Annotated in this window: 15 protein-coding genes and 1 pseudogene; 3 read left to right on the forward strand and 13 right to left on the reverse strand. The window is 44.3% G+C overall.

Annotation, left to right across the window (positions count from 1 at the left end; all coding sequences use genetic code 11):
• Positions 1-739: 739 nt before the first annotated feature.
• On the reverse strand, positions 740-1357 hold the full coding sequence (locus tag AACW06_RS17020; RefSeq protein ID WP_192075982.1) for a c-type cytochrome: 618 nt from the start codon (positions 1355-1357) through the stop codon (positions 740-742).
• A gap of 167 nt (positions 1358-1524) precedes the next feature.
• On the opposite strand from AACW06_RS17020, the gene yihA reads away from it, so the two are divergent.
• Entirely contained in the window at positions 1525-2205 is a 681-nt protein-coding gene (gene yihA, locus AACW06_RS17025; protein WP_053309761.1) for a ribosome biogenesis GTP-binding protein YihA/YsxC, read from the forward strand.
• A gap of 505 nt (positions 2206-2710) precedes the next feature.
• Here the strand turns inward: yihA and AACW06_RS21070 are convergent.
• The 3 genes from AACW06_RS21070 to hemB all read right to left on the reverse strand — a co-directional run bounded on the left by AACW06_RS21070 (position 2711) and on the right by hemB (position 7601).
• Positions 2711-2758 (reverse strand): hypothetical protein, encoded by a 48-nt coding sequence (locus AACW06_RS21070; RefSeq protein ID WP_438356636.1) that lies wholly within the window; start codon positions 2756-2758, stop codon positions 2711-2713.
• Between the two features lie 193 nt (positions 2759-2951).
• Positions 2952-5744 carry a DNA polymerase I gene (gene polA, locus AACW06_RS17030; protein ID WP_192075983.1) on the reverse strand — a complete coding sequence of 931 codons (2793 nt, stop codon included), beginning with the start codon at positions 5742-5744 and terminating at the stop codon, positions 2952-2954.
• An 807-nt stretch (positions 5745-6551) separates the two neighbouring features.
• On the reverse strand, positions 6552-7601 hold the full coding sequence (gene hemB / locus AACW06_RS17035; RefSeq protein WP_053309763.1) for a porphobilinogen synthase: 1050 nt from the start codon (positions 7599-7601) through the stop codon (positions 6552-6554).
• Positions 7602-7789: 188 nt separating this feature from the next.
• Between hemB and AACW06_RS17040 the strand changes: the two genes are divergently transcribed.
• Complete coding sequence (locus AACW06_RS17040) at positions 7790-8551, forward strand: TatD family hydrolase (RefSeq protein WP_192075984.1); 762 nt, start codon at positions 7790-7792, stop codon at positions 8549-8551.
• A 72-nt stretch (positions 8552-8623) separates the two neighbouring features.
• Here AACW06_RS17040 and tatC read toward each other — a convergent pair whose 3' ends face one another.
• The 7 genes and pseudogenes from tatC to rmuC all read right to left on the reverse strand — a co-directional run bounded on the left by tatC (position 8624) and on the right by rmuC (position 14748).
• Entirely contained in the window at positions 8624-9367 is a 744-nt protein-coding gene (gene tatC / locus AACW06_RS17045) for a twin-arginine translocase subunit TatC (protein ID WP_192075985.1), read from the reverse strand.
• A 167-nt stretch (positions 9368-9534) separates the two neighbouring features.
• Positions 9535-9832: pseudogene (gene tatB, locus AACW06_RS17050) on the reverse strand (Sec-independent protein translocase protein TatB); the annotation flags it as partial.
• A gap of 3 nt (positions 9833-9835) precedes the next feature.
• Positions 9836-10072, reverse strand: coding sequence for a Sec-independent protein translocase subunit TatA (gene tatA / locus AACW06_RS17055; protein WP_192075987.1), 237 nt, complete (start codon positions 10070-10072; stop codon positions 9836-9838).
• Between the two features lie 57 nt (positions 10073-10129).
• Positions 10130-11761: a ubiquinone biosynthesis regulatory protein kinase UbiB gene (gene ubiB, locus AACW06_RS17060; protein WP_192075988.1), complete on the reverse strand. Its 1632-nt coding sequence runs from the start codon at positions 11759-11761 to the stop codon at positions 10130-10132.
• Complete coding sequence (locus AACW06_RS17065) at positions 11758-12363, reverse strand: ubiquinone biosynthesis accessory factor UbiJ (protein ID WP_192075989.1); 606 nt, start codon at positions 12361-12363, stop codon at positions 11758-11760. The genes ubiB and AACW06_RS17065 overlap by 4 nt, the downstream gene beginning before the upstream one ends.
• A 9-nt stretch (positions 12364-12372) precedes the next feature.
• Complete coding sequence (gene ubiE, locus AACW06_RS17070) at positions 12373-13155, reverse strand: bifunctional demethylmenaquinone methyltransferase/2-methoxy-6-polyprenyl-1,4-benzoquinol methylase UbiE (protein ID WP_192075990.1); 783 nt, start codon at positions 13153-13155, stop codon at positions 12373-12375.
• Positions 13156-13203: 48 nt separating this feature from the next.
• Complete coding sequence (gene rmuC / locus AACW06_RS17075) at positions 13204-14748, reverse strand: DNA recombination protein RmuC (protein ID WP_192075991.1); 1545 nt, start codon at positions 14746-14748, stop codon at positions 13204-13206.
• Positions 14749-14889: 141 nt separating this feature from the next.
• On the opposite strand from rmuC, the gene AACW06_RS17080 reads away from it, so the two are divergent.
• Positions 14890-15774: a DMT family transporter gene (locus AACW06_RS17080; RefSeq protein WP_192075992.1), complete on the forward strand. Its 885-nt coding sequence runs from the start codon at positions 14890-14892 to the stop codon at positions 15772-15774.
• 86 nt (positions 15775-15860) lie between these two features.
• Here the strand turns inward: AACW06_RS17080 and AACW06_RS21075 are convergent, their stop codons facing one another.
• Both AACW06_RS21075 and AACW06_RS17090 read right to left on the reverse strand, forming a co-directional pair.
• Entirely contained in the window at positions 15861-16148 is a 288-nt protein-coding gene (locus AACW06_RS21075) for a hypothetical protein (RefSeq protein ID WP_192075993.1), read from the reverse strand.
• Positions 16149-16784: 636 nt separating this feature from the next.
• A complete protein-coding gene (locus tag AACW06_RS17090) occupies positions 16785-18755 on the reverse strand; it encodes a hypothetical protein (RefSeq protein WP_192075994.1) in 1971 nt (656 codons plus the stop codon).
• Positions 18756-19345 lie beyond the last annotated feature (590 nt).

Consider the following 19345-nt stretch of genomic DNA (forward strand, 5'->3'; position numbering starts at 1 on the left):
AATTGACTCTTGCAGTTGCCAGACCACAAGACGTTTTTATCAAATTGAAAGGGGTTATATAACTGACTTATAGCTGTAAGCTTTACGGAACCCCCAGCCTAGCTGGGGGTTTTCTCGATACAAAAAAAGCGATAGGTCACCCTATCGCTCTCTAAAATGTGCCACCTAAGGTGGCGAAACTGTGTTGCACTCATCGCGTGCACAATATTCCTTTTGTTCTTGGTGCTTTCCATGCAAAAGGTGTTGTTTTTCATCTTCCTGATGAATTTTGTCTATCCTACTGACATCCTGCCACTGGGCTTATCCCAAGCCTGATCCTTTTCCCTGTCCGAACCTTTAGACGAGTCGACCATCCTTATCGCGCAAGCTCCCTTGCTTGCGCTAATCCTTATTCCTAAAAGCAGCATCCTTTGCCTACTCCTTGGAGACCACCTTGGTCTGAATTCCTTTATCAGCGTCTTGCCGATGTGGTTACTTTACTCGACAGCACATTTGACTCAACGTCAATTGAGCTATTTTTACACTCTTTTTCAAAGTAACTATCCGGCTATCCGTAAATTCAATAGCTTATGTAGTGACCATCATCGATTGCGCCATCAAGTATGGTCGATCTCTTACAGCGCAATGGGTAAGTTATCCTCTCGTTGCAAAAAACGGCCAGTGATCAAGCTCACAAAAGAAAACGCCCCAGCATAATACTAGGGCGTTTTCATAAAACTTTGCTCGAACGATATAGGGATTAGTGCAGGCCACCAACGTATTTAGACAAAATTTCGATATCAGCATCGGTTAGCTTTTTAGCTACATCTTGCATCATACCGTTCATGTCATTGTTACGTGAACCTTCACGAAATTTTTGCAGCTGAGCTTTGATGTAGTCAGCATGCTGACCAGAAATTTTAGGGAAACCTGAAAGCTCAGTGCCATTACCTCGCGGACCATGACAAGCAATACATGCGGTCAAACCACGCTCTGCATCACCGCCGCTATACAATGCTTTACCAGTCTTAACGATATCTTCAGGCGTTGAGTTGGCTGAAATAGGTAAAGAGGCGAAATAAGCCGAAAGATCCGAAATATCTTCATCACTAAGCGGCATAGCCATACCACTCATGACCGGATCATAACGACCTTGCTTGCCACCGCTGGTCATACCAAGTCGCAATTCAATTAACTGCTTCTCCATATATTTAGCGTGTTGACCTGCAAGTTTAGGATAGGTAGTAATTAAACTGTTACCGTCAGCACCGTGACAGGCAACACATGTTTGAGATTTTGCTTTACCAGCTTCGATGCTGCCTTGGGCCCACACTGAGCAGCTGGCTAAAAGACTCAAGATTAGCGCTAATTTCTTCATGACATTCCATTTATAATTATCAAGCTTCCAGTACCACCAGACAGTTGCTACTCACTCTCAGTGGCGACTCATGGTACAATAGGCGACCTTATGCCGAGCACGGTTATTTTACACAATTTCACAAAAAAGTAATCAATCGACTACACAAAGTCGAGATGGAGTTAACAGTGAGCGTAAAAATTCATTATCAAAACACGCATTTCATTACCAGTGCGCCTGACATTCGTCATCTACCTGATGACGAAGGAATAGAAATTGCGTTTGCAGGACGCTCCAACGCAGGTAAGTCAAGCTCGCTTAACCGCCTGACGAATCAAAAGAGCTTGGCGAAAACCAGTAAAACACCTGGCCGCACTCAGCTAATCAACCTATTTAAGGTGATGGACGGTTGCCACATCGTTGATTTACCGGGTTATGGCTTTGCTCAAGTTCCTCTAGAAATGAAGAAAAAATGGCAGAAGTCGCTCGGAGAATATCTACAAAAACGTCGCTGTTTGAAAGGGCTGGTGGTACTGATGGACATTCGTCACCCGATGAAAGATCTCGATCAGCAACTTATTTACTGGGCAGTCGATTGCAACATTCCCGTACAAGTACTACTGACCAAAGCTGATAAGCTAAAAAGTGGTGCTCGCAAGGCTCAAGTGTTAAAAATTCGTGAAGATGCGCGAGCGTTTGGCGGTGATGTGAGTGTTGATGCTTTTTCTTCACTCAAAGGACTCGGAGTCGATATCCTACGCAATAAACTGGACACTTGGTTTGCACCAGCGTTAGCACATTTAGACGCAGAGCAAGCCGATGAAGAGTTAACAGAAACAACCTCTATCGACGATTCTCAACCCGAGTAATTCCATGTCGATACATAATTTAGCCCTACCATTTTGCTTGGTGGGGCTTTTTTTTGGCGACTGATATTGAACCCTAACAGATTGCGGCAAAGGTTTATGTGCAGCAAAAGAGAAGTGATAAAAACAAAAATCCCCACCATCTTGGTGGGGCAACGGGAGAGAAAAATTAATCGTTATTCTTATACGTTAAGCATTACCTAACCCACACCATTTTTCAATAGCTTAGCGTCTATATTTTTCCTGCTTTATAAAACCGCAAACAGCCACAACTCATTGAATAAAAGGTAAATAAACCGAAAAGCACCTCTAGCACTAACTTGATTTTCTAGTAGAAATAATAAAAATGTGATTGATGATTTCTTACAAAACCGTGTGTTATATACAAAATAGAGATAAGCCAAAATAAAGAAAATAACGTGACTGAAAATAGAATGGGATCGCTGAATTGATTTTTGTTTCGCCCAATAAAAAACGCCCCAGTCAAATACTGACTGGGGCGGCTGAATCAGCCTAATCCAATAACGTGAAACAAAAGGTCTGAAAGATAGAACATCTAACCTCTGTACCCTACGAGAGTTAATGTACAACAAGTGGTCAGAAATTGGAAACTTTTTTGTAGTTTTTTTTCACTAAATATTTCTTAAACAACAGAACACATAAAATGCACCATTCTTATTTCATGATAAAAAAAAGCCAGCATTTGTGTGCTGGCTCATACAAATCAGGGTGTTTAGTGTGAAAAACGATTAATGCGCCTGATCCCAGTTATCTCCATGACCAGTATCAGCCACTAATGGCACTTTAAGATCCGCTGCAGATTCCATCAATTGTTGTACTTTACTTTCAATTTTGGCTAAAGCTGTCTCTTGAACTTCAAATACTAATTCATCGTGTACTTGCATCAATAACTTAACTCGTCCTTGTCCATGCTCTTCAATCCATGCATCGACCAACAACATCGCTTTTTTGATAATGTCGGCAGCAGTACCTTGCATCGGCGCATTGATCGCCGCACGTTCAGCCGCTTTACGACGCATCCCATTACGAGATTTAATTTCAGGTAAATACAAACGACGTCCCAGCAAGGTTTCAACATATCCCAACTCACTTGCCGTTGAGCGAGTATCCTCCATGTACTGCATTACGCCAGGATAACGTTCAAAGTATTTATCCATATACCCTTGTGCCTCACCGCGTGAAATACCAAGCTGTTTGGCTAGCCCGAATGCACTCATTCCATAAATGAGACCGAAGTTAACCGCTTTAGCTCGGCGACGCTGTTCGCTACTCACCTGATCAATACTGACCCCAAGAATCTCGGCAGCGGTCGCGGCATGGATATCTTTTCCTTGTTGGAAGGCTTCAAGCAGTGCTTTATCACCAGACAGATGCGCCATAATACGCAATTCAATCTGCGAGTAGTCGACAGCCATGATTTTCCAACCATGAGGTGCAACAAATGCTTGGCGAATACGGCGCCCCTCTTCATTACGAATAGGAATATTTTGCAAGTTCGGATCGGTCGACGACAAACGGCCCGTCGCAGTCACAGCCTGATGATAAGAAGTATGCACTCGCCCTGTGGTTGGGTTAATCATCTTCGGCAGTTTATCGGTGTAGGTGGATTTCAGTTTGGCTAAACCACGATGCTCAATAATCACTTTCGGCAATGGATAATCAAGCGCTAACTCTTGCAGTACTTCTTCATTCGTTGACGGAGCACCGGTTGGCGTTTTCTTGATAACAGGCAAACCCATTTGCTCAAACAAAATGGTTTGTAACTGTTTTGGCGAGCTGAGATTAAAAGGCTGGCCAGCAATCTCAAACGCTTTTTGCTCAAGCTCATCTAAGCGAGCGGCTATTTCGTGTGATTGAGCGCTAAGCAGCATATCGTCAATCATCACACCGGTACGCTCAATACGCGATAAAACTGGCACTAGCGGCACTTCAATTTGCTGATAAACGCTGTTCAGTTTTTCATCTTGCTCGATATAACCCATCAAACGATGGTGGAGCCGCAAAGTAACATCGGCATCTTCCGCAGCATAAGGCGCGGCTTGTTCTAGATCGATTTGGTTGAACGTCAGTTGGTTTTTGCCTTTACCTGCAACTTGCTCGAATGAGATGCAGCTATGCTGTAAAAACCTCAATGCTAGGCTGTCCATATCATGTTTGCCACCTACGCTGTTATAAACGTAAGAAGCCAGCATAGTGTCGTGTTTAATGCCTCTCATCTCAATATCGTAGCGTGCCAATACGCTCGCATCGTACTTGAGGTTTTGCCCTACTTTGGCTTGGTTATCATCTTCTAGAATCGGTTTTAGTTGTGATAAGACCCAGTCTCGATCAAGCTGTTGCGGTGCATCTAAGTAATCATGAGCCACAGGAACATACGCGGCAACGCCTTCCTCTGTCGCAAATGAAACACCGACTAAATTTGCTACCATGTAATCTAGGCTGTCGGTTTCCGTATCAAAAGCAAATACATCGGCCGCTTTCAACTTATCTAACCATTCGCTAAATGTTTTTTCATCTAAAATAGTTTGGTACTGACTGCGATCAATCGTCACCGCTGAGCTATCAACCTCTGAAGCTAAACTGGATGAAGAAGGCATCGCACTGCCCGACCTTTCATCTGCTTCAATGACGCCAGTGCCACCGTCAAGCAACTCGGTTAACCAAGACTTAAAAGTTAGCTGCCCGTACAGTTTAATTAGTTCATCAATATTCGGCTGAGTTTTCAGCAATGCTTCTGGTTTTTCATCTAAATCAACATCAAGTTTGATGGTCGCTAACTGATAAGAAAGGAACGCATTCTCACGATTATCAGCCAGTTTTTGCGCCATGGTCTTCGAACCACGGAAACCTAATGGGGCTATCTTATCTAAATTGTCATAGATCTGTTCAAGACTGCCGATACCTTGTAGCAAAGCCAAAGCAGTTTTTTCACCAACGCCCGGAACACCGGGAATGTTATCCACTTTATCGCCCATCAGAGCCAAATAGTCGATAATAAGTTCTGGTGGAATACCAAATTTTTCAATCACCCCTTCTCGATCAAGTACTAGATTGGTCATGGTGTTGATCAACGTAATATTGTCATCTACCAATTGCGCCATGTCTTTATCGCCAGTACTTATTAAGACGGGCATACCCACTTTGGAGGCCTGAGATGCTAGCGTGCCGATTACGTCATCTGCTTCCACACCTTCAATAGATATAAGGGGTAAACCCATGGCTCGAATTACATTATGTAATGGCTCTATTTGACAACGCAAATCATCCGGCATTGGTGGTCGGTTAGCTTTATATTGTGGATACATCTCATCACGGAAGGTTTTCCCCTTCGCATCAAAAATAACCACCATGCGCTCAGAAGAAAACTGGCGCATCATGCTACGCAGCATATTAACCACACCATATACGGCATTAGTTGGGATTTCACCATTACTCATAGTGCCAGGGTAGGCATGAAATGCACGGTAAAGGTATGAAGAACCATCAATTAGAATGAACGGGTTATCTGGTATACGAGCCATTGTCTTTTGCTATCCAAGGAGAATACAGAATGTAATGACTAAGGATGCCATGACTGCCCAAAGGTTTCCACGCCAACACACGCCTAGCTTCGAAAGATTTTGCTTATTTGCCCTGCAGTGCACAAGCTAATCTGTGGACAACTCTGTTCATAACTTTTATCCACACGTTATCACTATGCACATAAATACCCAAAAGACACACTTAACTTATTGTATTTAAAATACAAAAACAAAGATCGAACAATACTGCCATGATCTTTTTACGATCATCCATTGTGGAAAAGACTACCGCTGCCCTTTTAGACACCCACTAGGAATCACTTGATCGTTTAGATATAAAAAAGCGACACCCGAAGATGTCGCCTAGCAGAAAAAGTCAAAACTAAGTGAAGTAACTCATTCAGTTTTGCTATAAAGCTATAAATTACACTGGAAGCAATGTGAGCAATGTCGTGTCAAAAAGAAGCGGTGCAAGTTCATTAGCAATTTGTCTCGTCACTATTAACACCAAATCGTTGGTGAATCGTAAACTTGACGTCCTTGTGAACTCTCCTCGTCCCTAAGACAAAGTTAATAATAATGATTCTCATTTAATTATCAAGTTTAAATGAGAAAAAATATCATTTATTTTTTATATCGGCACAAATACAATGATAGGCTCAATAGAGAAAAGGAACATTTATTTTATTTTTCATGCAATTAATAAAATTCAATGCAGGAATTTTCAGGAAATAAAAAAGCTGACCTATACCCAAACAACTTAGAGTAGGAAGGGGATAAAGTCAGCCTAGAAATGTATGATCAAGATTATTCAGCGTCAGTCTGTAAATACTGCGCTGGCTTTGCGTTTTCTTCGGCTAGCCATTGCGCGACATCTTTTGCAAAGTACGTCAAAATGCCATCAGCACCAGCACGCTTAAAGCACAACAATGATTCCATGACCGTTTCACGCTCTTTCAGCCAACCGTTTAGAATAGCGGCTTTGTGCATCGCATATTCACCAGAGACTTGATAAGCAAAGGTTGGAACTTGTAGTTCAGATTTCACGCGACGAACAATATCAAGGTATGGCATGCCAGGCTTAACCATTACCATATCCGCACCTTCGTTGATGTCCATCGCAACTTCTTGAATAGCTTCATCGCTATTGGCTGGATCCATCTGGTAGTTTTTCTTATCACCACCTTTAAGATTTGCGGTTGAACCAACCGCATCACGAAATGGCCCGTAATAGCATGAAGCATATTTTGCAGAATAAGCCATGATTTGGGTGTGAATAAAACCGGCTTCTTCTAGAGCTTGACGAATCTTACCAATACGGCCATCCATCATGTCGGATGGCGCAACCACATCTGCTCCAGCCTCAGCATGCGATAAAGCTTGTTTGATCAGCACTTCCGTCGTTTCATCATTCATCACATAACCCGTTTCATCGATGATGCCGTCTTGACCATGAGTGGTGAATGGATCAAGCGCAACATCGGTGATCACACCAATTTGTGGAACATGCTCTTTCAGTAGACGAACCGCACGTTGCACCAAACCGTCTGGATTATAAGCCTCTGCTGCACATAAGCTTTTTGCATCTTGGTTAACGACAGGAAAAAGCGCGATCGCAGGTACTCCAAGGTTTGCTAAATGCAAGGCTTCTTCCAACATTAAATCAATAGAGAGGCGTTCAATACCTGGCATTGACTCCACAGGCTCACGACGATCTTTCCCCATTAGAATGAACATTGGGTAAATCAGATCGTTAACCGATAACTGATTCTCAGCCATTAGGCGACGGCTGAAATCATGCTTGCGTAGACGACGCATACGACGCCCAGGGAACTGACCTTGAATGGATACTGACACTCTATTCTCCTTGTTTTTTCGCAGTCAAAGAAAGCGATCTTTCTTTAGCACCGCTGTTGATCAAGTGTGGCGAAATCATATCACTCTCGCTTTGTGACGCTAGCGGCAATCTATAAAAATCAGAAAAATGATCTCAGGCTCACACTTACGTATACTCTCAGAATATTTCTTATTGATAGAGACAGACCATGATTGATACCCATGCCCATATTTATGCTGCTGAATTTGATCACGATCGGGATGAAGTCGTGCAACGCGCTAAAACACAAGGGATTGAAAAAATACTGCTGCCGAATATCAATCTCGACTCAATCCAACCGATGCTAGCAACCGAAGCAGCTTACCCTGACATTTGCCATTCAATGCTGGGGCTTCACCCTTGCTATGTCGATGAAAATGTCGAACAAACGCTGACTGTGATTGAGTCATGGTTTGATAAACACCCTTTTATCGCCGTGGGAGAAATCGGTATCGATTTATACTGGGATAAAACCTTCAAAGCTCAGCAAGAGAAGGCCTTTATCACCCAGCTCAACTGGGCCAAAGAGCGTGATTTACCTGTTGTAATTCATACCCGTGATTCAATCAACGAAACTTTACAGTTACTCGCCAAAGAACAAGATGGATCACTAACGGGTGTATTTCATTGCTTTGGCGGTAGCATTGAAGAGGCAAAGGCAATTAACGATTTAGGATTCCACCTTGGCCTTGGTGGAGTATCTACCTTCAAAAATGGTGGAATGGATGTGGTGATCCCACAATTGAATTTACAGTGGGTGATACTTGAGACCGACTGCCCTTACTTGGCCCCCGTTCCACACCGAGGGAAACGTAATGAACCCGCTTACACACAGTTAGTCGCTCAGCGTGTCGCACAGTTAACCGACAGGTCGTTGGATGAAATTCAAACCATTACCAACCTAAACGCAAACTCATTATTTGCTATTTAAATAATCGATGAGATATAAATAGAAAAAGCGGCAAATCTGCCGCTTTTTCTATTCAACGATATGCTCTATTTTTTATTGTTGCTCTTCATCACTCTCTTTACGCACATAAAAACGTGCAAAGAATAATCCAACTTCAAACAACAAACACATTGGTATCGCAAGTAAGGTTTGTGACACTAAGTCTGGCGGTGTCAGCAGCATGCCGACGACAAATGCTCCAACAATAATATAAGGGCGTTTTTCACCCAAAGTCTTAGGATCAGTCGCACCAGTCCAACACAATAAAATAATGGCAACAGGTACTTCAAAGGCGATACCAAAGGCTAAAAAGAGCGCTAAAACGAAATCAAGATAACTCGAAATATCGGTTGCAAATTCAACTCCCCCTAAAGATATCGCGGTAAAAAATCCAAACACCAGCGGAAACACCACAAAATAGGCAAAAGCGACGCCACAGTAAAACAGCAGTGAACTGGAAAACATCAAAGGCATCACTAAGCGGCGCTCATGCTTGTACAAGCCTGGAGCAACAAACGCCCAAACTTGATACAAGATAAATGGCACCGCAATGAATACTGAGGCGATCAAGGTTAATTTTAAGGGGGTAAAAAACGGCGATGCAACATCGGTAGCGATCATGGTTGCCCCTTCGGGCAAACGCTCTACCAACGGTTTAGAGACAAAATCATAGATATCGCTCGAAAAATACACCAAGCCGATAAAAATAACGACCACGGCGGCAATCGCTCGCAATAACCGGTCTCGTAATTCCAACAAATGGCTAATTAAAGGCTGCGTCTGCTCAGCAGAAGACATATCGAACCTCATATAAATAGATCAAAAGAGGAGCGACAGCCGCAGCAGTAACTCCTCCAATAGAGACTAATCGGCTTTCTTATCTGCCGTTGCTGGCTGCGAATCCGTTGAAGAGGGAGTGGCTTCAACGATATCTTCACTACGTTCTGATGCTACATCTGAAGGTAATGGATTAGCATAAGGTCGCTGAACATCTTGCGCAGCTTGCTTTAACTGCTCCACTGAAGACTTAAGTTCTGGAGATAAATCTTCCATCCCCATTTGCTCAGCTTTACGCAAGTTATCTTGCAGTTCTTGAACTTTAAGCTCGTGTGCTAATTCATCTTTCACACTGTTCGCCATGTTCTTTGCAGTACTGACAAATTTAGCCACGCTGCGAATCGCATGAGGCAAACGTTCAGGCCCAAGAACCACCAGCGCAACAACAGATATTAATACCAGTTCCCAGAAACCGATATCAAACACGTGTTATGCCTGCTCTTTATCTTTTTTAGTTTCAGCAGTCGCTTCCGATTTCTGCTGATCTAAGTTTTTCGGTTCAAAGTCTGCATCTTTTTTCGCAGGTTCATCTTCACTCATCGCTTTTTTAAAGCCTTTAACTGCACCGCCTAAATCGCCGCCAATGCCGCGTAATTTTTTCGTTCCAAATAGCAATACAACAATTACCGCAATGATAAGAAGTTGCCAGATACTGATACCGCCCATTTTCTTTACCTCGGGGATTTTTTAAACAAAATAACAATTCTTAGAGCTTACCGCTTATTAACGATAAGCTCGCCAGCTAAACAGCCAAAATGTGATACCCACAAGCCCTACTGTCAGTGACAATGGCTGGTAAATACTGTTGACTAATATTGCTGAGCATACGATTAAAGTGGCACCAATGCCAAATAAAAACTTCCCGGTCGCCTGTTGACGCTTAGTGTCACAGTAACCCTGATAAAACTGATCCATTTGTTGGTTCATTGCTTTAGCTTGTCTGAGGCTATCGTAAAGAAGCTCAGGCAATTCTGGTAATTTTTCGACCCAAAATGGTGCTCGGTCTTTTAACGCATTAATTAACGCTTGTGGTCCAACTTGATTCATCATCCATTTTTCTAAAAATGGTTTCGCTGTTTGCCACAAATCTAATTGTGGGTACAGTTGCCGTCCTAACCCTTCAACATACAACAAGGTTTTTTGCAGTAGCACCAACTGCGGTTGCACTTCCATATTGAAACGACGAGCTGTGTTAAATAGGTTTAGCAACACATGGCCAAATGAAATTTCGCATAATGGTTTAGCGAAAATTGGCTCGCACACAATGCGAATCGCAAATTCAAATTCATCAATGTTGGTTTCACGTGGAACCCATCCTGAATCAACATGCAATTGTGCAACCCGGCGATAGTCGCGGTTAAAAAAGGCAAGAAAATTCTCAGCTAAGTAACGTTTATCTTCACTATTTAACGTACCAACAATACCACAATCTAACCCTATCCACTGTGGGTTTTCTGGGTTTTCTGGGTTGACGAACACATTACCAGGGTGCATATCTGCATGAAAGAAACTGTCGCGGAAAACTTGAGTGAAAAAGACGCTCACGCCACGTTCCGCCAAAAGTTTCATATTCGTGCCATTGGCTTGTAACCCTGCAATGTCTGAAACCTGGATGCCGTATATTCGCTCAGAAACCATGACAGTTTTATTACTAAAGTCAGGAATAATTTCTGGTACGTATAATTCTTCGCTATTTTCAAAGTTGCGACGCAGTTGAATGGCATTGGCTGCCTCACGACGGAGGTCGAGTTCATCACGAAGGGTTTTGTCGTACTCACGTACAACTTCAACAGGCTTGAGTCGTCGAGCTTCCGGTAAGGCTTTGGCTACAATGCGTGCCATGCGGTACATGAGTTTGATATCTGCATCAATGACAGGCTGAATATCAGGGCGAATCACTTTTAGTACGATTTCCCGCCCTGATGATTTAAGTTTTGCCGTATGCACTTGCGCAATTGAAGCGGAAGCGAGCGGTTCAATATCAAAATCATCAAACCAAGTTTCAAGGCTGCCACCCAGCGCTTTTTCCATCTGAAGTTTAGCTAACGCGCCATCAAAAGGCGTTACTTTATCTTGTAATAGCGCAAGCTGGTCTGCGATATGCGGAGGAAAAAGATCGCGCCGCGTAGACATCATCTGCCCAAACTTAATCCATACAGGGCCAAGCTCTTGTAATGCTAAGCGCAATCGCTCACCTAATGCTTTATCAGGATGGCGATTTTTCATCCAGAACAGTCCTTTACGTACCAGTATCGGAGCTTTCGTTAATTGATGCTCTGGCAAGAGTTCATCTAGGCCATATTCCAATTGAACTTTAATGATTCGGTATAAACGCTTCCATTCAGTTGGGGTCATACTTGCTCCAACAGTTGTTGAATTTTTACTTCTATACGAGCGGCCTGACTTTTTATGTCATCCACTTGATCACAAAAATGAGCCACTTCTAACGAACAAGGAAATAAACGCCACTCTTCGGTCAAAACTTGTGCCATATGGTTTTGGTGTTTAGAGACTTGCGCTTGTAATAACTGCCCCGCATTTTTCATACTTTGAACCAAAGTATGAGCAACCACATCCCCAGTGATACGCGACAGCCACTCTTCGACATCAGGTTTGCAATCCGTCATGAGTTGAGCAAATTTTTGCGCCAATTGAATATCGCCTTCCAACACCAATTTATCTTGCTTGATCAACTGGGTGATATTGGCTTGTTCACGCAATTGCGGCAACACCGACAAATTAAGAGAGAGGTAGCAGTCAGGCTTGCCTTCATAGTCAGCCAAAACATCAATTTGCTGACTAAAAATAAAGGTCAATGTTTTATTAAGTTCTTTGAGATGAACTTGGATCACTTGCCCTTTAAGGCGTGATACACGACGACCCAATTGTGGATCGTCTTGCATTAACGTGTTGAGTGTCGTTTCAATTGCGGCAGTCACTAAAGGCTCAAACGGCATGCTCAATCCTTAGAATTTATAACCACGGTGCAGTGCTACAATACCGCCCGTTAAGTTGTAGTAGCTGGTTTGCTCAAAGCCGGCTTCGTCCATCATCCCTTTCAAGGTTTCTTGATCTGGGTGCATACGGATAGATTCCGCCAAGTAACGATAACTGTCTGCATCATTGGCGATCATCTGACCAATTTTCGGCAACAAATGGAATGAGTACGCATCATATACTTTCGACAATGGCTCAAGAATTGGCTTAGAGAATTCCAATACTAATAAGCGACCACCCGGCTTCAATACACGGAACATTGAGCTCAATGCTTTGTCTTTATCCGTCACATTACGCAAACAAAAACTAATGGTAATACAATCAAAATAATTATCAGGAAACGGTAGTTCTTCCGCATTGGCTTGTACGTAATGCACATTACCTACGATACCGTTATCACGCAGTTTATCGCGCCCAACATTCAGCATTGAATTGTTGATATCAGCCAGAATAACGTGCCCTTTCTCACCAACAATACGAGAAAATTTCGCAGTTAAATCGCCCGTGCCACCACCGAGATCCAAAATACGTTGCCCTGGGCGAGCACCACTGCAATCAATCGTGAAACGCTTCCATAAACGATGAATACCACCCGACATCAGATCATTCATAATGTCGTATTTAGTAGCAACAGAGTGAAAAACTTGTGCCACTTTGGCCACTTTTTCTTCTTTCGCTACGGTTTCAAAACCAAAGTGAGTGGTATTGGTTGTATCTAACGCTGTTTTTGATTGCACGCTTGTATCCGTCATTCTAATTCCTCTTAGGCAGCACGTGTTGTTATAAGCTACTGCGGACGATTAGTTTACTTTATCCTCAGCTTGATGTCTTTCTACTAACGGCTCATTTTCCTTGGCATTTTCAGTCAATGCCTCATTTTGAGCTTGTTCTGCCCATTCGCTACTGATTGAATGTTTAATTTCAACGCCGAGTTGTTTGAAGCCTTCTGCTTGACGAATGGCATTGCCACGCCCTGTCGCTAGCTTATTCATCGCCCCTTGGTAGCTTTGATTAGCGCGATCCAACGCCCCACCTAAACCTTCCATATCATCGACAAATAAACGCAGTTTGTCATAGAGTTTGCTGGCTCGCTCGGCAATTAATTGTGCGTTTTGATTTTGTCTGTCATTGCGCCATAAATTATCAATAGTACGTAGCGCCACTAATAATGTGGTTGGGCTGACCAAAATAATATTTTGCTCCATGGCGTCTTTAACCAAACTATGGTCAGCTTGAATCGCCACCTGAAAAGCAGGTTCAACCGGAATAAACATCAACACATAATCTAGGCTCTGAAGCCCCTTAAGTTGATGATAATCTTTTTGTCCTAACCCTTTTATATGAGCTCGTAGTGCAAGTAAATGCTCACTTAATGCACGCTCTCGCTGCGTTTCAGTTTCGGCATTAAAGTAACGTTCATACGCCACCAAAGCCATTTTCGAGTCAATCACCACTTGTTTATTGTGTGGTAAATAGACAATAACATCCGGCTGATAACGCTTGCCTGCGTCATTTTGCAAACTGACTTGGGTTTGATATTCATGCCCTTCACGCAAGCCCGAATCGGCCAACACACGAGCTAACACCACCTCCCCCCAATTACCTTGCTGTTTATTATCACCTTTAAGTGCTTGAGTTAGATTCACCGCCTCTTTAGTCATCTGTTCATTGAGGCGTTGCAGGTTTTTCAGCTCATGAACTAATGTGTGGCGCTCTTTGGCCTCATGGTTAAAGCTGTCATTGACCTGTTTCTTAAATCCTTCGAGTTGTTCTTTGAGCGGAGAGAGCAAACCTTCTAAACTTTGACGATTTTGTTGATCAACTTTGGCCGTTTTTGCTTCAAACAATTGATTGGCTAAATGTTCAAATTGTTGCTTTAAGCGCTCTTCAGCACGCTCTAACAGTTGCAGTTTTTCTTGGCTTGATTGAATTTGCTGTTCATGGCGCGCTTCTTGTTCGCGTAACTGCGCTTCGAGCTGTGATTTCTGCTCTCGCATCTGGTTTAAGTCATTTGAATACTGCTGCCGCTCTTGTTTTACTGCTTCGAAATAACGCAATTTTTCCATTACGGCCATCAACTTACCGTGAGATTGTTTAAGCTCAAACGCAGCTTTGTCTCGCTCTTCGTCTAGCTCATCTAACTCTTGTTGCGATTGTTGCAATGCTTGTTTTAACTCGGTAATTTGCTGCTGCTGATGCGTATTATTAGTGTCAATCTGCTGCTGCAATAACTCGCTTTTTAGATTCAGTTTTTGTTTCACCCACCAACCGACCGCTGAGCCGCTGATCACAGCACTGCTTAACGTTGAAAGCACTAACACTTGGTTTTCAATAATCCATTGCATAATAACGGCTTAACTCTATTTCATCAGTTATGCTTAAATGGTATTTCGATACTGGATAAATGTCCAGTTTGTGCAAGTTAACAGCAAGCTATAGACTTGCGCCGCTGAACACTATTTCAACAATCATTGTAATGAGGATGCATGGACGAACGACGCGCACTGGGTTTTGGTTTATCTGCCGTATTATTGTGGTCAACGGTTGCCACTGCTTTCAAACTGACTCTTGCAGAATTTACTCCGATACAAATGCTCACTGTTGCGAGTATCGTTTCAGGCTTGGCACTATTGGTGATTTGTGCAGTGCAAGGCAAACTGAATCAAGTCGTCAGTACCTTTCTCGCCAACCCTTGGTATTACTTATTACTTGGGCTAATCAACCCGCTCGCGTATTACCTTATTTTGTTTAAAGCCTACTCATTGTTGCCCGCCTCTCAAGCGCAAGCGATCAACTACAGTTGGGCTATCACACTGACCCTTATGGCAGCCGTTTTTTTGGGGCAAACCATCCGCAAACAAGATTGGATTGCTTGCGCACTAAGTTATTTCGGAGTCGTCGTCATTGCAACCAAAGGCGATATTTTAGCCATGCAATTTGATAGCCCGCTTGGTGTTGGGTTAGCTTTGTTATCGACGCTGCTGTGGGCAAGCTACTGGATTCTCAATACCAAAAACACCGCCGATCCTGTTATTGGGGTTTTACTAGGATTTTTGATCGCTATTCCGTTTGCCATTGGCTTAAGTTGCTATGAAGGAGCAAGTTGGCAACAAATCACCATCAAAGGTTGGAGTGCTGTAACTTATGTCGGCTTATTCGAAATGGGGGTGACCTTCGTGCTGTGGTTAAGTGCATTAAAACTCACAGCCAACACCGCAAGGATCAGTAATCTCATTTTCGCTTCACCTTTTATCTCACTACTATTATTGGCTACCATTATTGGTGAAACCATTCACCCCACCACCCTTATTGGTTTGGTGCTGATTATTGTAGGTTTAGTAATTCAGCAGTTCAAAACAAAGAAGAGCTAGTGCTGATCGTCAGTAACACGGCAACAATGATAGTTGTAGTGGTTGTAGTGGGAGCATAAGGCTCCAACCAAGATAGTCGTTCTGTTTTAATGCCGCAATGGTTGCACTTGATGCGTCGGGTTTGAACGGACAACCACTACAGACTCGGTTTCACTGAACTGTAAGTTCATCAAGAGTCCAGTCGCATCATCGATAAAGACTAATAGACAGCACTTGTCAGATCGTCCTTCAAACCAGTCGTGGTGAAAGCCATCAATTTGGATTAGTTCACCTAAGCAGTCTCTGCGATAACGAGGTTGATAAATTCGAGGTTTTCTCTTGGAATGTGGAACCCAAAGAGCATCAGCGATCATCCACTGGCAAAGCGTTTCCAAGGAGATATTAAATCCGTGAACCTCTGTAAGCTTTTCATGTACGAGCGTTGGACCAAAATCTAGATAGTATTCTGAGATAAGTTTGAGTGCGTGGAGCTTGGTGTCATCGCTGATGCGATTGCTCGAAGGTTTACCGCGGTTGCCATGAGCTAGGGATTCAACGCCAAGTTCCTAAAAGCTTTAAGTATACGAGGCAAGTGTCGGTAGCTTATTCCAAGAATGGATGTGGCATCTCGGCGCTTTAACTTATTGTTTAACACATCTTGGATAATGGAGAAACAATTCATGGTAGTTCATCGTAACTAACATCCTAAATACCTCCAAGCAAACATAGGATAGATTCACTTGGAAATATTAGGACATTATCGCTTTGGGCTTACATCGCCAAACCGAAATTATCCTGACAAAGAACCCACCTTTACGGTGGGTTCTTTGTTTTCTGCTGAGCCGATTACGCAGGAATCGAAGAGCCGATCATGATCATTTACGTAATCTTGTTGGGCCTCACACACAATTCTGGCTTGGAGACATACCCTCATGCTGTTCTGTTACTGGTAGTTTCTCTACAGCCAGCCCGTAGGCCGACTCAGAAAAGTTCTCACCATGTTAGTCATAGGATGTCGGCGATGCTTACGCTTACATGTTGAGCTGCACAACCTCCTGTTTAGCATTCTTGAGCGGGAACGCCGTGACGACCATACCGTTTTGCCGCAGCACGATACGGACGTTCTGGTACACTGTCTGACGTCCACCGTCCATAAAACTGAAGCGTCTATAGGTGCGAACAACCTTTCCATCAGCAGTGCGGGTCTGCGTGTACTGCGCATGGACATCGGTCAGAGCGGCCATTATAACGCGAGTAAGGTCAGAGGCCGAATTGACCGAGAGCGCACGCCAGTCCTCACGGTGGCCTTGATCGCCACCTCCTCCGCCGGGAGCCCAGATATGGTTGAGTCCGAATGGAAAACGCTGCCGGCCGCGGTTTACAGGATTATTCAGGTACACGATGCCAAGATTGTCACCGGTTGATGCCCCGTCGTGTGCGATCGCCGCAGTTAGCCCAGCAAACTCATTGGATCGGATGCCAGCCGGTAATTCTGGACCGGGCCGCAAGAATGTCCGCACCAACACATCAAACTCGCTTCTTCCAGCTAGGTAATAGCGTCCGCCCGTCTGCAACTGCGGTGGTACCGCGATCACATCGTCCTGCCGCTTGAGCTTGCGTTTGGCCTTCCTCACACACTCCCAGCCTTGCTCGCTGGCTTCTCGCATGGCGTTGTTTTCAGCACAACTGGCCTTGACGACTTTCTTCTTACGTTGCCGCATGTTGTTCGGCTTTTCCGGATTGGCGCGACTGTCCGAAACCTGAGCGATGCTCGCAGCACTACTCAGCGCATTGGCTGCGCGCTCCGGATCGGCAATCATCCATGCATCGAGCTGCGCATTACCGGTCGTCAGATGTAGCGGTGCGGCTGCGCCAGCCGCGCTGTCGGCGTGGTAATCGTTGATGTTCTGGATCAACTCACGCACAGAACGCAGTGACAAATTGCCGATCAAACGAATCGCATCACGGTCGGCCAGCGTGCAGTCCTCGGGGTTGCCTGTGCGGCGTGTGGGCGGACGATCGTTGCAGAACTGCACCCCCATCGCAACCTCGAAGTCAGGTACATCTCCCCCTTGAATCTCATCGGCTTCGTACACGCTCAGATCAATGTTGGTGGGCTGATTCCGAACAGGAACGAGATCGATCTGCGGAGCCGGCAGCCCGGATTGCGGCAGGCTCGAGCAAATGCTCGGCGCACCGAACAGCATCTCCCACCACCATGCGGTCAGCGATGTAATCCCCTGGATAAAATCCTCGACGCAACGCTTACTTCGATTGTGCGAGCTGAGCTCGTCGGAAAACGGCACGGAACGTTGTTCGAAAAACGCTATGCCACGGTTATCGAGCGTGCTGGAGGTAACACTGATCGAGCTTTGAATTAGCTCGTCCAGCCCTTCATTGGACAGACCCGAAATAATCGGATTTGCAATTTCCCAGCCAGTGACGATTCTTGAATCATGCACAGCGGCTTCATTCACCGTGACGATCACTCTGTCGGACCATTCCGATTGCGGGGTGATCCAAGGTACGATATAGGCCGTGAACAGTAGATATTTGACGTCCTGTGAAATCGGTCGCCACAGCAACTTAGACACAGTACTTTCGGCAGTCAACGGCGGGGTACCGATGCCGAAGATAACAGACAGTGAAGAGTCCGATACACTAGCCGAAATGGTGGTATCGCCAGCCCTTAGCGTGAAGAGTCGGGCACCCGGGACGTCGTAGGCAACCAACACTTTGACCGACCTGACAAATTCAGCGTCCTCTATGGCCGCAACGGCCAGACTGCCCGAAGGCTTGAGTTCACCCTCGAATGCAGGAAAAACCATCGTATTAGCAACCTGCTCGATGGTGCCGCCATCACCGGAGGTCTGGATAGAATCCATGAATCCGAGCGACTGGGCACTAATGACGGAAGGCATGGCAACCAGCGCGGTGAATAGTAGCGAAATGGCGAAAAGGCGCCGTCCCAACCCTAAATTGAATCGGTTATATTTAATCATAATTTAGGTACCTCTTGAGGTTGATTAATTACGGATAGAGTAGTCGTACATTAATTAACCATTCGATGTCAATGAGTTAGGCATGAATTACTTGTTGGATATATGATACAGTTTCAATATTGTGATCTGTTGTGAATTGCAATAAAAACAAGTGCCCGAGGCTAACCACTGAGCTTATTTCCAGGCTACAAACCGATAAAATGTCTCTACCGTCAACACTCCCTTGAACCAGCATCACTGAAGAACCGAAGAAGCGAAGCAGATAAATGTCGCTTTAGCCCGATGATTGAGAAGGAACTCAGGGGCAGAGACTAATGTGGACAATGGGGACGGCAAGCATGCGCTCCACGTGCAATAGCATGTTTTCGTAATAGGGGTTTTGCGCCCATTTCAGCGATAAGTCCAATGTGGCTGCTTCAGCTCTTATCTGTAAAGGCGTTACAGTAAATCAGCTTCAACAGAATAATTAACCTGAACTCGGGATAAAAATAGGCAGGAACTAAAAGCTGGTTCTGCGATCAGATCTTTCGACTAAAAAGGAAATCATCGCAAAGGAACCAGCTATGAAAAAGTTAACTGACCTATTCTGC

Origin of the sequence: Vibrio sp. S12_S33 (assembly GCF_963889785.1) — a bacterium.
GTDB classification, from domain to species: domain Bacteria; phylum Pseudomonadota; class Gammaproteobacteria; order Enterobacterales; family Vibrionaceae; genus Vibrio; species Vibrio aestuarianus.

Excerpts from the sequence above, each read along its gene's own strand:
- AACW06_RS17020 (WP_192075982.1), bottom strand. The coding sequence starts at position 1,357 with ATGAAGAAATTAGCGCTAATCTTGAGTCTTTTAGCCAGCTGCTCAGTG.
- polA (WP_192075983.1), bottom strand. The coding sequence starts at position 5,744 with ATGGCTCGTATACCAGATAACCCGTTCATTCTAATTGATGGTTCTTCA.
- AACW06_RS17040 (WP_192075984.1), top strand. The coding sequence starts at position 7,790 with ATGATTGATACCCATGCCCATATTTATGCTGCTGAATTTGATCACGAT.
- tatC (WP_192075985.1), bottom strand. The coding sequence starts at position 9,367 with ATGTCTTCTGCTGAGCAGACGCAGCCTTTAATTAGCCATTTGTTGGAA.
- tatA (WP_192075987.1), bottom strand. The coding sequence starts at position 10,072 with ATGGGCGGTATCAGTATCTGGCAACTTCTTATCATTGCGGTAATTGTT.
- ubiB (WP_192075988.1), bottom strand. The coding sequence starts at position 11,761 with ATGACCCCAACTGAATGGAAGCGTTTATACCGAATCATTAAAGTTCAA.
- AACW06_RS17065 (WP_192075989.1), bottom strand. The coding sequence starts at position 12,363 with ATGCCGTTTGAGCCTTTAGTGACTGCCGCAATTGAAACGACACTCAAC.
- ubiE (WP_192075990.1), bottom strand. The coding sequence starts at position 13,155 with ATGACGGATACAAGCGTGCAATCAAAAACAGCGTTAGATACAACCAAT.
- rmuC (WP_192075991.1), bottom strand. The coding sequence starts at position 14,748 with ATGCAATGGATTATTGAAAACCAAGTGTTAGTGCTTTCAACGTTAAGC.
- AACW06_RS17080 (WP_192075992.1), top strand. The coding sequence starts at position 14,890 with ATGGACGAACGACGCGCACTGGGTTTTGGTTTATCTGCCGTATTATTG.
- AACW06_RS17090 (WP_192075994.1), bottom strand. The coding sequence starts at position 18,755 with ATGATTAAATATAACCGATTCAATTTAGGGTTGGGACGGCGCCTTTTC.